13 protein-coding genes are annotated in these 13,822 nt (G+C 72.6%); 8 read left to right on the top strand and 5 right to left on the bottom strand.

The annotated features are described in order from the left end of the window. The first annotated feature begins 111 nt into the window (after window positions 1–111). From ctaE to HNR08_RS20915, 5 genes are all read left to right on the top strand, one after another. Entirely contained in the window at window positions 112–750 is a 639-nt protein-coding gene (gene ctaE, locus HNR08_RS20895) for an aa3-type cytochrome oxidase subunit III (RefSeq protein WP_443092584.1), read from the top strand. Between the two features lie 55 nt (window positions 751–805). Continuing rightward, a complete protein-coding gene (qcrC, locus tag HNR08_RS20900) occupies window positions 806–1,609 on the top strand; it encodes a cytochrome bc1 complex diheme cytochrome c subunit (RefSeq protein WP_146840157.1) in 804 nt (267 codons plus the stop codon). Continuing rightward, complete coding sequence (gene qcrA, locus HNR08_RS20905) at window positions 1,606–2,628, top strand: cytochrome bc1 complex Rieske iron-sulfur subunit (RefSeq protein WP_146840159.1); 1,023 nt, start codon at window positions 1,606–1,608, stop codon at window positions 2,626–2,628. The genes qcrC and qcrA overlap by 4 nt, the downstream gene beginning before the upstream one ends. Then, window positions 2,625–4,376, top strand: coding sequence for a cytochrome bc1 complex cytochrome b subunit (qcrB, locus tag HNR08_RS20910; RefSeq protein WP_146840161.1), 1,752 nt, complete (start codon window positions 2,625–2,627; stop codon window positions 4,374–4,376). The genes qcrA and qcrB overlap by 4 nt, the downstream gene beginning before the upstream one ends. A 185-nt stretch (window positions 4,377–4,561) precedes the next feature. Beyond that, window positions 4,562–5,191, top strand: a complete 630-nt coding sequence (locus HNR08_RS20915) for a superoxide dismutase (RefSeq protein ID WP_146840163.1) — start codon at window positions 4,562–4,564, stop codon at window positions 5,189–5,191. A 178-nt stretch (window positions 5,192–5,369) separates the two neighbouring features. Here the strand turns inward: HNR08_RS20915 and HNR08_RS20920 are convergent, their stop codons facing one another. The 3 genes from HNR08_RS20920 to ctaC form a co-directional block, all read right to left on the bottom strand. Further along, a complete protein-coding gene (locus HNR08_RS20920; protein WP_146840177.1) occupies window positions 5,370–5,768 on the bottom strand; it encodes a cytochrome c oxidase subunit 4 in 399 nt (132 codons plus the stop codon). A 124-nt stretch (window positions 5,769–5,892) separates the two neighbouring features. Beyond that, window positions 5,893–7,710: an aa3-type cytochrome oxidase subunit I gene (gene ctaD, locus HNR08_RS20925; protein WP_146840165.1), complete on the bottom strand. Its 1,818-nt coding sequence runs from the start codon at window positions 7,708–7,710 to the stop codon at window positions 5,893–5,895. Further along, entirely contained in the window at window positions 7,710–8,600 is an 891-nt protein-coding gene (ctaC, locus tag HNR08_RS20930; protein ID WP_146840167.1) for an aa3-type cytochrome oxidase subunit II, read from the bottom strand. The genes ctaD and ctaC overlap by 1 nt, the downstream gene beginning before the upstream one ends. A 240-nt stretch (window positions 8,601–8,840) precedes the next feature. On the opposite strand from ctaC, the gene HNR08_RS20935 reads away from it, so the two are divergent. After that, window positions 8,841–10,010 carry a cysteine desulfurase family protein gene (locus HNR08_RS20935; protein ID WP_246803164.1) on the top strand — a complete coding sequence of 390 codons (1,170 nt, stop codon included), beginning with the start codon at window positions 8,841–8,843 and terminating at the stop codon, window positions 10,008–10,010. 78 nt (window positions 10,011–10,088) lie between these two features. Here HNR08_RS20935 and erpA read toward each other — a convergent pair whose 3' ends face one another. Both erpA and HNR08_RS20945 read right to left on the bottom strand, forming a co-directional pair. Next, on the bottom strand, window positions 10,089–10,439 hold the full coding sequence (gene erpA / locus HNR08_RS20940) for an iron-sulfur cluster insertion protein ErpA (RefSeq protein WP_146840169.1): 351 nt from the start codon (window positions 10,437–10,439) through the stop codon (window positions 10,089–10,091). Between the two features lie 166 nt (window positions 10,440–10,605). Continuing rightward, window positions 10,606–11,889 (bottom strand): glycerate kinase, encoded by a 1,284-nt coding sequence (locus HNR08_RS20945; RefSeq protein WP_246803165.1) that lies wholly within the window; start codon window positions 11,887–11,889, stop codon window positions 10,606–10,608. A gap of 71 nt (window positions 11,890–11,960) precedes the next feature. Here HNR08_RS20945 and nadA point away from each other — a divergent pair, with 71 nt between their 5' ends. Both nadA and HNR08_RS20955 read left to right on the top strand, forming a co-directional pair. Next, window positions 11,961–13,175, top strand: a complete 1,215-nt coding sequence (gene nadA, locus HNR08_RS20950) for a quinolinate synthase NadA (protein ID WP_146840171.1) — start codon at window positions 11,961–11,963, stop codon at window positions 13,173–13,175. Window positions 13,176–13,208: 33 nt separating this feature from the next. Beyond that, entirely contained in the window at window positions 13,209–13,808 is a 600-nt protein-coding gene (locus tag HNR08_RS20955; RefSeq protein WP_146840173.1) for a DJ-1/PfpI family protein, read from the top strand. Window positions 13,809–13,822: the final 14 nt, after the last annotated feature.

Consider the following 13,822-nt stretch of genomic DNA (forward strand, 5'->3'; position numbering starts at 1 on the left):
CCCGGGATCACCCCGGGATCACGCCGATCGAGGTGACGATGTGACAGAAACCTCGGCGACTCCCTAGGACTTGAGACCCATGCGGAGCCGTTTTCGGCCATACTGACGTGCGTGACGACCGCAACGGCTGCCCCCGCCTCCGCTCCACGTGTGAGCGTCAACCGACCCAACCCGGTGTCGGTGGGCACCATCGTGTGGCTGGCGTCGGAGCTGATGTTCTTCGCGGGCCTGTTCGCCATGTACTTCACGCTCCGGGCGACGGTGCCCGAGGAGTGGGCGGTGCAGACCGAGAAGCTCAACATCACCTTCGCGGCGATCAACACGACGGTGCTGCTGCTGTCGTCGGTCACCTGCCAGATGGGCGTGTGGGCCGCCGAGCGGTTCCAGCCCGTGCGTTCCGGTTCGGTCCTCAACGTCCGCGGCTGGGGCATGAACGAGTGGATGACCCTGACCTACGTCATGGGCGCCTTCTTCATCGGCGGCCAGATCTTCGAGTACGCCGAGCTGGTCCACGAGGGCCTGACCATCTCGTCCAGCCCGTACGGCTCGGTGTTCTACCTGACGACCGGCTTCCACGGCCTGCACGTGGTCGGCGGCCTGATCGCGTTCCTGTTCCTGCTCGGCCGCTCGTTCACGGCCAAGCGGTTCGGCCACCACGAGGCCACCACGGCCATCGTCACCTCCTACTACTGGCACTTCGTCGACGTCGTGTGGATCGCGCTGTTCGCGACGATCTACCTGATCAAGTGACGAACCCCCGCCGCCCCCGCAACGCCCCCCGCACGCCCGAGACGAGGATCCATCCGTGAAGGCACTTGCCGCCCGCAGGCACCACCGGTTCGCGCCGGTCGTGCTGCTCCTGCTGGCGCTGCTGCTGACCGGTGCGGTGTACGCGATCGCCCAGCCCGCCAGCGCCGACGCGGCGCCCGCGGCTGCCAGCGACAGCGACATCGCCGCCGGCCAGAAGCTGTTCCAGGCCAACTGCGCCACCTGCCACGGCCCGACCGCCGAGGGCCGCGAGGCCGTCGACGGCGGCGCCGGCGGCCCGTCCCTCATCGGCGTGGGCGCCGCGGCGGTCGACTTCCAGGTCGGCACCGGCCGCATGCCGGCCCAGATGAACGGCGCGCAGATCCAGGCCAAGCCCGCGCAGTTCGACCAGGAGCAGATCAACCAGCTCGCGGCCTTCGTGGCCTCGCTGGGCGCCGGACCGGCGATCCCGACCGAGGACATGGTCGACCCGAGCCAGGGGGACGCGGCGAACGGCATGGCCCTGTTCCGCACCAACTGCGCGATGTGCCACAACGCGGTCGGCGCGGGCGGCGCGCTGTCCCAGGGCAAGTGGGCCCCGGCGCTGGACGAGACCAGCCCGACGCACATCTACGAGGCGATGCTCACCGGCCCGCAGTCGATGCCGGTCTTCAACGACGCGAACATCACCCCCGAGGAGAAGCGGGACATCATCGCCTACCTCGACGAGCAGCGTGACGGGTCGCCCGGCGGCCTGTCCCTCGGCTCGCTGGGCCCGGTCAGCGAGGGCCTGTGGGCCTGGGTCGTCGGCATCGGCCTGCTGATCGGCGCGGCCGTCTGGATCGGAGCGAAGTCCTCGTGAGCAACGACAACACCGGCACCGACGTGACGACGCGCGCGGACGGCACCCTGCCCGAGCGCTTCGAGGACCCGGGCCACCCCGAGCACCACGAGCGCCGCGGCGACACCGACCCGAAGGCGAACAAGCGCGCCGAGCGCCAGGTCGTCGTGCTGTTCACCGTCTCGATCCTCGGCACCATCGGCGCGATCGTCGCGTACGCGCTGGTCCCCCCGGGCGAGACGGTCGGCAGCATGCGGCTGTCCAACCTGCTGCTGGGCCTGGGGCTGTTCCTGGGCCTCGCGGGCATCGGCGTCGCCGCCGTGCACTGGGCCAAGGCCCTGATGAACGACCGCGAGCAGTCCGAGGAGCGGCACAGCGTCCGCACGTCCGAGCCCAACCGGGCCGCGGCCGTCGAGGCGCTGAAGGCCGGCGCGAAGGACTCCGCGATCGGCCGTCGCGGCGTGCTCAAGGGCGCCATGGTGACCTCGCTCGCGCTGTTCCCGCTCGCCATCGCGGTGCCGCTGGTCGGCAACCTCGGTGGCGACTGGAACGTGGCGCGCTCGAAGCACACGATGTGGCGCCGCGGCACCCGCCTGACCATCGACCCGAGCGGCCGGCCCATCAAGGCGGCCGACGTCACCATCGGCTCGGTGTTCCACGTCATCCCGGACAAGCTGGACGAGGCCGAGCACCCGCTCAACGAGAAGGCCAAGGCCGTCGTCCTGCTGATCCGCATGGACCCGCGCGACATCAAGTCCGAGCAGGGCGAGGGCTGGTCGTACGACGGCATCGTCGCGTTCTCGAAGATCTGCACCCACGTCGGGTGCCCCGTCGCCCTGTACGAGCAGCAGACGCACCACATCCTGTGCCCGTGCCACCAGTCGACCTTCGACGCCGCCGACGGCGCCAAGGTCGTGTTCGGCCCCGCGCACCGCCCGCTGCCCCAGCTGCCGATCACCGTGGACGACGAGGGCTACCTCGTCGCGCAGGACGGCTTCAGCGAACCTATCGGCCCGTCCTTCTGGGAGCGCCTGACATGAGCACCGTCGACTCCCCCACCCGCGCGGCAGGCGCGCCGCCGACGGCCGGCGCCCGCGCCGCCGGGGCGACCGCGGACTACCTGGACCAGCGCACCGGCATCGGCGTCGCGGTCAAGGAGTTCGCCCGCAAGATCTTCCCCGACCACTGGTCGTTCCTGCTCGGCGAGATCGCGCTGTACGCGTTCATCGTGCTGCTCATCTCGGGCACGTTCCTCACGATGTTCTTCGTGCCCTCCATGAACGAGGTGCACTACCACGGCCCCTGGGCCGCGATGGACGGCGTGCAGATGTCCGAGGCGTTCGCCTCGACGCTGCGGCTGTCGTTCGAGGTGCGCGGCGGCCTGCTCATGCGGCAGATCCACCACTGGGCCGCGCTGATCTTCATGGCGGCGATCGTCACGCACATGATGCGCGTGTTCTTCACCGGCGCCTTCCGCAAGCCGCGCGAGCTCAACTGGCTCGTCGGCTTCACGCTGATGATCCTGGGCCTTCTCGCCGGCTTCTCCGGCTACTCGCTCCCCGACGACGTGCTGTCCGGCAACGGCCTGCGCATCGCGGACGGCGTGGCCCGCGCGATCCCGATCCTCGGCTCGTACATCTCGTTCGCGCTGTTCGGCGGCGAGTTCCCGGGCACCGACCTGATCCCGCGCCTGTTCACCGTGCACGTGCTGCTGGTGCCGGCGCTGATCCTCGCGCTCATCGGCCTGCACCTGCTGTTCGTCGTGCTGCACAAGCACACGCAGTACCCGGGCTCGGGCCGGTCGGACAAGAACGTCGTCGGCTACCCGCTGTTCCCGGTGTACGTCGCGAAGGCCGGCGGCTTCTTCTTCATCGTGTTCTCGGTCATCGCGCTGATGGCCGCGACGATGACGATCAACCCGGTCTGGAACTACGGCCCGTTCGACCCGGGCGTCGTGTCCGCGGGCGCGCAGCCCGACTGGTACATGCTGTTCCTCGAGGGCGGCCTGCGCCTGATGCCGGGCTGGGAGTTCGTCATCGGCCAGTACACGGTGTCGATGAACATCCTCATCCCCGGCGTGGTCATCCCCGGCCTGCTGTTCACGACGCTGGCGCTGTGGCCCTTCATCGAGTCGCTGGCCACCGGCGACAAGCGCGAGCACCACGTGCTGGACCGTCCGCGCAACGCGCCGTTCCGCACCGCGTTCGGCGTCTCGTTCCTGACGGCGTTCTTCATCCTCATCCTGGCCGGCTCGAACGACCTGATCGCGACGCACTTCCACCTGTCGATCAACGACATCACGTGGACGTTCCGGGTGCTGCTGTTCGTCGGCCCGGCGATCGCGTTCTGGGTGACCAAGCGCATCTGCCTGGCGCTGCAGCGCAAGGACCGGGAGCTGGTGCTGCACGGCCACGAGACCGGGCGCATCGTCCGGTTCGCGTCCGGCGAGTACATCGAGGTGCACAAGCCCCTCGACGCCCACGAGCGGTGGCTGCGGGTGCAGCACGAGCCGCGGCGGCCGATCGAGATCGAGCCGGCCGAGGACTCGCGCGGCGTGCGCCGCAAGGGCTACCGGTCCGACCGGCTGCGCCAGCGGCTGTCCCGCGTGTTCTACGAGGACCGCGTCGAGCCGGTCACGCCGGCGGAGCTGCTCGCGGCGCAGTCGCACGGCGGGCACGACGCCCTCCCCGCGGCGCACGACGAGCACGAGGCGATCGGGGCCGGCGCGTCCGGGGCCCGGCACCTCGCGGCCGACACCGAGGACACCGAGGGCACCTCGACGCACTGAAACCCGGGCTTGACCTGGGGAATCATCGCGCCCACCCGGTCGTTGGACCGGGTGGGCGCGGTCGTTCCCGACGGGCCGCCGCGATCCCGTCGTGGTACGACAGATGGCAGGTGCACCCGCGGGTGCACCTGCGTTGGACGTCGTCGCGGCAGCCGAAGCCGCGACCCGAGCACGGAGAGGCACTGATGGCCGACTACACCCTTCCGGACCTGCCCTACGACTACGCGGCGCTCGAGCCGCACATCTCCGGCCGCATCATGGAGCTGCACCACGACAAGCACCACGCGACGTACGTGGCCGGCGCGAACACGACGCTGGAGAAGCTCGCCGCGGCCCGGGAGTCCGGCGACCTCGGCGCCGTCGCGGGCCTGGAGAAGACGCTGGCCTTCAACCTCGGCGGCCACGTGAACCACTCGGTGTTCTGGCAGAACCTCTCCCCGGACGGCGGCGACAAGCCGGTCGGCGAGCTGGCCGCGGCGATCGACGAGTTCTTCGGGTCGTTCGACAAGTTCCAGGCGCACTTCACGGCGAACGCCACCACGATCATGGGCTCCGGCTGGTCGATCCTCGCGTGGGACTCGATCGGCGAGAAGCTCGTCATCGTGCAGCTGTACGACCAGCAGGGCAACATCCCGCTCGGCATCGTGCCGATCGTCGTGCTCGACATGTGGGAGCACGCGTTCTACCTCGACTACGTCAACGTCAAGGCGGACTACGTCAAGGCGTGGTGGAACATCGTGAACTGGGCCGACGCCGGCGAGCGCTTCACCCGCGCCCGCACCCAGACCGCGGGGCTGATCGTCCCGTCGCTCTGAACCGCCCGCGCACGGGCCGAGGGCCGGTCACCCCGTCGGGGTGGCCGGCCCTCGGCGCGTGCGCGGTCCCGGTCCGGCAGGCCGTCGCCTGCAGGGCCACGTCGCCAGGACGGGCCGGCAGACGACGCAGGGGCCGGGCACCGTGACGGTGCCCGGCCCCTCGCGTGCCGACCCGGGGTCAGTGCGCGTGCTGCCCGCGGGAGAACTCGAAGACCCAGCCGACCAGGCCGATGACGCCGAGCGCCACGCCCACGTACAGCAGCCACCACCCGATCGCCATGCCGAGGAACACGATGGCCCCCGCCGCGGCGATCGTGATGGGCCACCAGCTCCACGGGCTGAACACGCCCTGGTCGCCGGCGCCCTCGGCGATGAGCGCCTCCGGGTCGTCCTCCGGGCGGGCGTCGATGCGGCGCGAGAGCAGCAGCAGGTAGCCGCCGATCATGCCGACCAGGCCCCCGACCAGCGGGATGCCCACGGTGCCGACGGGCTCGCCGTCGCTCCACCAGGCGTAGATGAGGCCGATCGGGATGAAGAACAGGATCCCGCCCAGGAACAGGTAGGGCTCCACCTTCATCGCGTGCCGCGGGCGCTCGCCGCTGCCCGTCAGCGACGGCCGGGTGCCGCCGAACTCGTCGAGCCTGCTCATCTCGGGGTCCCCTCGGAATCGGGAGCGAAGCGAGTGATTTCGTGGGGTGAGCTCACTTGCGGCCCTCCTCGTCCTCGTCGGTGCCGCGCGGGCGGTCGTCCACGATCGTCGCGCTGGACTGCTCCTCCTGGCCGCCGCCGTGCTGCGCGCGGTCGCGGGCCACGCCCTGCTCACCGGTGCGCTCGGCCTCCCAGTCGAAGAAGCCCGGCTCGGGCTCGACGTGGTCCATGGCCGCGACCTCGGGGTGGTGCAGGTCGAACGCCGGGCGCTCCGAGCGGATGCGCGGCAGCGAGGTGAAGTTGTGCCGCGGCGGCGGGCAGGACGTCGCCCACTCCAGGGACTGGCCGTAGCCCCACGGGTCGTCCACGGTGACCTTCGGCGCGCGGCGCCAGGTGATGTAGACGTTCCACAGGAACGGCAGCGTGGAGATCGCCAGGATCATCGAGCCGACCGTGGAGAGCTGGTTCATCCAGGTGAACCCGTCCTCCGGCGAGTAGTCGGCGTACCGGCGCGGCATGCCCTCCGCACCCAGCCAGTGCTGGATGAGGAACGTCATGTGGAAGCCGATGAACAGCAGCCAGAAGTGGATCTTCCCGAGCCGCTCGTTGAGCATCCGGCCCGTGAACTTCGGCCACCAGTAGTACATGCCGCCGAACATCATGAACACGACCGTGCCGAACACGACGTAGTGGAAGTGCGCCACCACGAAGTACGTGTCGGAGACGTGGAAGTCGAGGGCCGGGCTGGACAGGATGATGCCCGTCAGGCCGCCGAACAGGAACGTCGTGAGGAAGCCGATCGTCCAGAGCATCGGCGTCTCGAACGTGAGCTTCCCGCGCCACATCGTGCCGATCCAGTTGAAGAACTTCACGCCGGTCGGCACCGCGATGAGCATCGTCATGAGCGAGAAGAACGGCAGCAGGACCGCGCCGGTGACGTACATGTGGTGCGCCCACACGGTGACGGACAGGGCGGCGATCGCGATGGTCGCGTACACCAGGCCCTTGTAGCCGAACACCGGCTTGCGGCTGAACACCGGCAGGATCTCGGTCGCGATGCCGAAGAACGGCAGGGCGATGATGTAGACCTCGGGGTGCCCGAAGAACCAGAACAGGTGCTGCCAGAGGATGGCGCCGCCGTTCTCGGGGTTGAACACCTGCGCCCCGAGCCGGCGGTCGGCGCCCAGCGCGAACAGCGCGGCGGCCAGCGGCGGGAACGCCATGAGCACGAGCAGGCTCGTGATGAGCGTGTTCCAGGTGAAGATCGGCATCCGGAACATCGTCATGCCGGGCGCGCGCATCGTGACGATCGTGGTGATGAAGTTGACCGCGCCGAGGATCGTGCCGAAACCGGTCAGCGCGAGGCCGAACACCCACAGGTCGCCGCCGGCGCCCGGCGAGTACACGGAGTTCGACAGCGGCGCGTACGCGAACCACCCGAACGAGGCCGCGCCCTGCGGGGTGAGGAACCCGGCGGCGGCGATCAGGCCGCCGAACAGGTACAGCCAGAACGAGAACGCGTTGAGCCGCGGGAACGCGACGTCCGGGGCACCGATCTGCAGCGGCATGATGATGTTCGCGAACGCGGAGAACAGCGGGGTCGCGAACAGCAGCAGCATGATCGTGCCGTGCATCGTGAAGAGCTGGTTGTACTGCTCCTTGCTCTGCACGACCTGGATGCCGGGCTCGAACAGCTCGGCGCGGATCAGCAGCGCCATGAGGCCGCCGATCGCGAACCACACGAACGCGGCGATCATGTACATGTAGCCGATCGTCTTGTGGTCGGTCGACGTGACCCACTTGACGATCGTGCGGCCCAGGGTCTGGCGCCCGGGGGCGAGCCCCGGCACGACCTCGACGGTGGCGGCCATCAGCTCTCTCCCTCTTCGCCCTCGGGACCCTCACCGGTCACCCGGACGTCCTGCAGGCGGTTGTACTCGAGACCCAGCTGCCCGTCCTGGCCGGCGTCCCGCAGGTCCTCGATGTGCGCGTCGTACTCGTCGCGCGACACGACCTTCACGTTGAACAGCATCGACGAGTGCTCCTCGCCGCACAGCTCGGCGCACTTGCCGACGTACTCGCCTTCCACCTGCGGCACGACCTGGAAGGTGTTGGTCCGCCCCGGGATCATGTCCTGCTTGTAGAGGAAGGCCGGCACCCAGAACGAGTGGATGACGTCGCGGGAGTCGAGCACGAACTCGACGCGCTCCCCGACGGGCAGGTACAGGGTGGGCTGCTCGGCGAGGACGCCGGTCGCGCCGACCTCCTGCGCGTGCTGGCCGGTGTCGTACACGTCGTCGTCGACGTAGTTGAAGTCCCAGCTCCACTGCTTGCCGATGACCTGGACGGTCAGGTCGGGCTCCGCCGAGGTGTCCTGGATCTCCGTCATGTCGCGCGCCGTGTAGTAGAACAGCACGCCGACCATGATGATCGGCAGGATCACGTACATGATCTCGAGCGGCACGTGGTACCGGAGCTGCACGGGGAGCTGGTCGTCGTCCTTGCGCTTCCGGTAGACCGCGACGCACCAGATGATCAGGCCCCAGACCAGGATGCCGACCAGCAGGGCGGCGACCCAGGAACCCACCCAGAGGTTGGTGATCCGGCCGGTCTGGTTCGTGATCTCGTTGTCGGAGTCGCCGGGGAGCCAGCCGCGCTGGACCTCGGGCGAGCATCCGGCGAGCGCGAGCGCGACGACGGTCGCGAGTCCCGCGACGGCCAGTCGGGTCCGCCTCGGGCGGCGGGGGGTCTGCGAGCGCACCGGGGGCCTTCCACTTCGGTCCCCGTCGCCCGCGACGCCTTCCGGGCGTCTGCCGTCCGACAGGGAAGTCACCTAGGACCTTCGTCCTCGATCCCGTGCAGCGTAGCGCGCGGACCGGCCGCTCGTGGCCCGAGAACCGCGTTTCCGGCCGACGAGATGACGGAGTGTCATCTGGATCACTCCCCGTTGACCCCCGGGGGGGCCGGGCTTGCCCTGTCCTGGGCGGATACCGTGCCTGACGTGACCGCCGCCCCGCTGCCGACCGCCCGCGTCGTCCTCGACTCCGCCGGGCGCGCGCCCGTGCTCCCCGCGGCCCGGGAGGCGTACCTCGCGGCGCTCGACGAGGGCTGGGCGGACCCGCGGCGGCTGCACTCCGAGGGGCGGCGCGCCCGGGCCCTGCTCGACGGCGCCCGCGAGGCCGTGGCCGCCCTGGTGGGCGCGCGCACCGAGGAGGTCGACCTCGCGCCCTCGCACACCGCCGCGCTGCACGGGGCCGTGCGCACGGTCGCCCGCGGTCGGCGGCGGGTCGGCGGCACGGTCGTCGCGTCCGCGGTCGAGCGGATGGCCGTCCTCGACGCCGCCGACCTGGCGGCGAGCGAGTCCGGCGGCGGGACCCGGGTGACGGTGCCCGTCGACCGCTCGGGCCAGGTGGACCTCGCGGCCTTCGCGGAGGCCGTCGCCGCACCGGGCGTGTCGCTCGCCGCCCTGCAGCACGCCAACGGCGAGGTCGGCACCCGGCAGCCCGTCGCCGAGGCGCACGCCGCCGCCCGCGCGGCCGGGGTGCCGCTGCTGGTCGACGCCGGGTCGTCGTTCGGGCACGTGCCGGTCGGCGCGGCGTGGGACGTCCTCACGCTCGACCCCGGCGACGTCGGCGCGCCGCCCGGGGTCGCGGTGCTCGTCACCCGCGCCGGCGTGCGCCGCTCCCCCGTCGGCCCGGCCGACGAGGACCGCTGGTTCCCCGGCGGGGTCGCCGTCCCCGCGGCCCTGGCCGCCGCGGTGGCGCTGCAGCACGCCGACGCGCGGGTGCGGGCCGGGGACGACGACCGGGCGGCGCTGGTGGACCGGGTGCGCTCGCGCGTGGCCGGCATCCGGCTGGTCGACGTGGCCGGCCCCGCCGCGCACGCCGAGCGGCTGCCGCACGTGCTGACGTTCTCCTGCCTCTACGTCGACGGGGAGGCGGTCGTGACGGCGCTGGACCGGGCCGGGTTCGCCGTCGCGTCCGGGTCCGCGTGCACGTCGGCGACCGAGACGCCCAGCCACGTGCTCGCCGCGATGGGGCTGCTCAGCCAGGGGAACGTGCGGCTCTCGCTCCCCCGCGGCACGACGGCCGCGGACGTGGACCGGTTCTGCGCGGTGCTCCCGGGGGTGGTCGCGGACCTCCGCCGCGCCGCGGGGGCGGGCGACCTCTGACCCCGCACGCAGACCCGGACGCGCAGGAGCCCCGGACCGCACCGGTCCGGGGCTCCTCGCGTCAGGCCGTGGCCGCGGTCAGCTGAACGAGCCGCCGCAGGCGCAGCTGCTGCCGGCGTTCGGGTTGTCGATCGTGAAGCCCTGCTTCTCGATCGTGTCCGCGAAGTCGATCGTCGCGCCCTCGAGGTACGGGACGCTCATGCGGTCCACGACGACCTCGACGCCGTCGAAGTCGCGCAGGGCGTCGCCGTCGAGCACCCGCTCGTCGAAGTAGAGCTGGTAGATCAGGCCCGAGCACCCGCCGGGCTGCACCGCGATGCGCAGGCGCAGGTCGTCGCGCCCCTCCTGCTCGAGCAGGCTGCGCACCTTGTCGGCCGCGACGTCGGTGAGCACGACGCCGTGCGTCGCGGTCTCGGTGGTCTCGCTCATGGTGTCTCCTGACGGGTCTCGCTGTCGGTCGCCGGCGCGCGCGCACGCGTGCCGCGGGGCGGTCACGCCAGGCACAACCGCGACCCCACGTGATCTGTTCCCCAATGTACGCCCGCACCCCGGGTGCACCACGGGACGCGCACAGGACCCGACCGATCCCCGGCCGTCATCGGGACCACGTGCGGGCCACCCGCGGGACGCGCCCGCGGAGCGCCGCGGCCGGGTCGGCCCGCCACCGCTGCGCGTCGTCCGGGTGCTCCAGCACCGCGAACCCGCCCGCCAGCCCCGCGGCGCCCCAGTCCCGGCGACCGGTGCGCAGCTGCGCGGCCAGCGCCACGGCCGGGACCCCGAGCGGCAGCGCGGCCCGGGCGACCGCCCCGACGACGCCGTGCTCCAGCCCGGCGGAGTCCAGCACGCCCGCGCCGGTGACGACCAGGTCGGCCTCGGCCACCCGCGCGGCCAGGCCCACGGCGTCCGCGACCCACGCCGCGCCCTCGACCAGCCGCGCGCCGAGCAGCCCGAGCGCGAACGCCGCTCCCCCGCCGGCGCCGGAGCCCGGGACGAGGGCCGCGCGCGACCCGGGCGCGCGAGCCGCTCCGGAGCGACCGGCGCTGCCCGCGCCCGCGCCCGCGCCCGCTCCCGCTCCCGCGCCCGCACCGCCCGCCAGCAGGTCCCGCCGCGCGGGCCTGCCGGCCTCCGCCGCCGCTCCGGCCGCGTGCACGAACGCCGCCATCGCCCGCTCCGCGTCCTGCGCCGCCTCCGCGTCCGCGCGCCCGGACTCCGCGAGGTCCGCCGACACCCCGGCGAGCCCGAGCAGCGGGAGGTCGTGCGCGTGCAGGGCCACCAGGTCCCGCCCCGCGAGCGCCTCCCGCAGCTCCGCCAGGCCGCGCAGGTCGCCCGCGCCGCCCGCGAGCCCGCCCGTCGCCGCGCCGACGCCGAGCGCCGCGAGCAGCCCCGCGCCGCCGTCGTGCGCCACGGTCCGCCGCCCGCCGAGCCCGATCACCACCCGCCCGGCACCGGTGTCCAGCGCCGCCGCCACGAGCGTCCCGAGCCCCGTCGACGTGGTCGCGGTGACGGGCACGGCCCCGGGGTCGGCCGCCCCGAGGGCGAGCGCGCCGTCGACGTACACGGTGCGCGCCCCCGACGGCTCGTGCACGACGAGCACCGCACCCGGGACGACCGCGTCGTGCGCGTCCGTCGTCGTCACCGAGAGCAGGTCCCCGCCGCGGGCCGCCCGCACCGCGTCCACGAGACCGGGCCCGCCGTCCGAGAGCGGCAGCGGCACGAGGGTGTCGCCGGGCGCCCCCTCCCGCCAGCCGGCGGTGATCGCCGCGACCGCCTCGGGGGCCGTCAGCGCGGGCCACGGGTCGCCGGCGGGCACGCCGCGGGGACGGGCGGGGCCGTCGTCCGGGCGCGCGTCGAACCGGCCGGGGGCGACGAGGACGTGCACGCGGCGATCCTCGCACGCGCCGGCGGGACCGCGGAGCGGAGGTCCTGGTCAGCGCGCGGGAGCCCTGTGGGATGATCCTGCGCGTGACTCTCCTCGCCCCCGAGACCACCTTCACCGAGCCCGCGTCGTCCGCCCTGCTGCTGCTCGGCCAGGGCCGGGACCTCGCGTCCGAGCGCGGCGTCGAGTGCGCCGGCGGCCTGCCCGCCGCCTCCGACCCCGACCTGGTGGAGCGCGCCCGCGCCGCCCGGGCCGCCCTCGGCGACCGGGCCTTCGTGCTGGGCCACCACTACCAGCGCGACGAGGTCATCGACTTCGCCGACGTCACCGGCGACTCCTTCAAGCTCGCGCGCGAGGCCGCCGCCCGGCCCGACGCCGAGTTCATCCTGTTCTGCGGCGTGCACTTCATGGCCGAGTCGGCGGACATCCTCACGTCCGACGCCCAGCAGGTCGTGCTGCCGGACATGGCGGCCGGCTGCTCGATGGCGGACATGGCGGCGATCGACCAGGTCGAGGACGCGTGGGACGTGCTGGTCGAGGCCGGCGTCGCCGAGGACACCGTGCCGGTGACCTACATGAACTCGACGGCGGCCATCAAGGCGTTCACCGGCCGGCACGGCGGCACCGTCTGCACGTCCTCCAACGCGCACGTCGCGCTGCGCTGGGCGTTCGACCAGGTGGGCGGCGTCGACGGCACCGGCAAGGTGCTGTTCATGCCGGACCAGCACCTGGGCCGGAACACCGCGGTGCTGCAGCTCGGCATCCCCCTCGACCGGTGCGTGGTGTTCGACCCGCGGAAGCCGAACGGCGGCCTCACGACGCAGGAGCTGCGCGACGCCCGGATGATCCTGTGGCGCGGGCACTGCTCGGTGCACGGCCGGTTCAGCGCGCAGAACCTCGTCGACGTCCGCGCGGCCGTCCCCGACGTCACCGTCCTGGTCCACCCGGAGTGCCGGCACGAGGTCGTCACCGGCGCCGACATGGTCGGGTCGACGGAGTACATCATCAAGGCGCTCGACGCCGCGCCCGCCGGGTCGGCCTGGGCCATCGGGACCGAGCTCAACCTGGTGCGCCGCCTGGCCGCCGCCCACCCGGACAAGCGGATCTCGTACCTCGACTCGACCGTCTGCTTCTGCTCCACCATGAACCGGATCGACCTGCCGCACCTCGTGTGGGCGATGGAGTCGCTGCGGGACGGGCGGGTCGTCAACCGCATCGTGGTCGACGCCGACGACGCCCACTGGGCGCGCGTGGCGCTCGACCAGATGCTCGCGCTGCCCGGGTACTGAGGCCGGGCGGTCCGCCGCCGAGAGGAGGACCCGATGAGCACGGGAAGCCCGCTGCGGGTCGGGATCGTCGTGTTCGACGACGCCGAGGAGCTCGACGTCGTCGGGCCGTTCGACGTGCTGACCTGGTGGGCCGCGCACTCCGTGCTGCGCCCCGAGGTCGTGACCTTCTCCGCGGACGGTGCCGGGGTGCGGTGCGCGAAGGGCCTCCGGCTGCTCCCCGACACCTCCCGCGACGAGGTCGGCCCGCTGCACGTGCTGGTGCACCCCGGCGGCCAGGGCACCCGCCCGCTGACCCGGGACCACGAGCACCTGGCCTGGGTGCGGGAGATGCGCCGGGACACCGCGCTCATGACGTCGGTGTGCACGGGCGCGCTGGTCTACGCCGCGGCGGGGCTGCTCGCCGGCCGGCCCGCCACGACGCACTGGGCCGCCGTCGACGAGCTCGCCGATCTCGACCCGAGCGTCCTGGTCGACACGGAGGCGCGCTTCGTCGACGACGGCGACGTCGTCACGTCGGCCGGGGTGTCCGCCGGCATCGACATGGCGCTGCACCTCGTGGCGCGCCTGGAGTCCCGCGAGATGGCCCGCGCCGTCCGACGCGGCATCCAGTACGACCCGGCCCCGCCGGTCTGACGTCCCGCACCACC

It is taken from the genome of Cellulomonas hominis (genome assembly GCF_014201095.1).
GTDB classification, from domain to species: domain Bacteria; phylum Actinomycetota; class Actinomycetes; order Actinomycetales; family Cellulomonadaceae; genus Cellulomonas; species Cellulomonas hominis.

Coding starts and splice junctions, on each gene's coding strand:
- nadA (WP_146840171.1), top strand. CDS start 11,961: ATGATCCTGCGCGTGACTCTCCTCGCCCCCGAGACCACCTTCACCGAG.
- erpA (WP_146840169.1), bottom strand. CDS start 10,439: ATGAGCGAGACCACCGAGACCGCGACGCACGGCGTCGTGCTCACCGAC.
- qcrB (WP_146840161.1), top strand. CDS start 2,625: ATGAGCACCGTCGACTCCCCCACCCGCGCGGCAGGCGCGCCGCCGACG.
- HNR08_RS20955 (WP_146840173.1), top strand. CDS start 13,209: ATGAGCACGGGAAGCCCGCTGCGGGTCGGGATCGTCGTGTTCGACGAC.
- ctaD (WP_146840165.1), bottom strand. CDS start 7,710: ATGGCCGCCACCGTCGAGGTCGTGCCGGGGCTCGCCCCCGGGCGCCAG.
- HNR08_RS20920 (WP_146840177.1), bottom strand. CDS start 5,768: ATGAAGGTGGAGCCCTACCTGTTCCTGGGCGGGATCCTGTTCTTCATC.
- HNR08_RS20915 (WP_146840163.1), top strand. CDS start 4,562: ATGGCCGACTACACCCTTCCGGACCTGCCCTACGACTACGCGGCGCTC.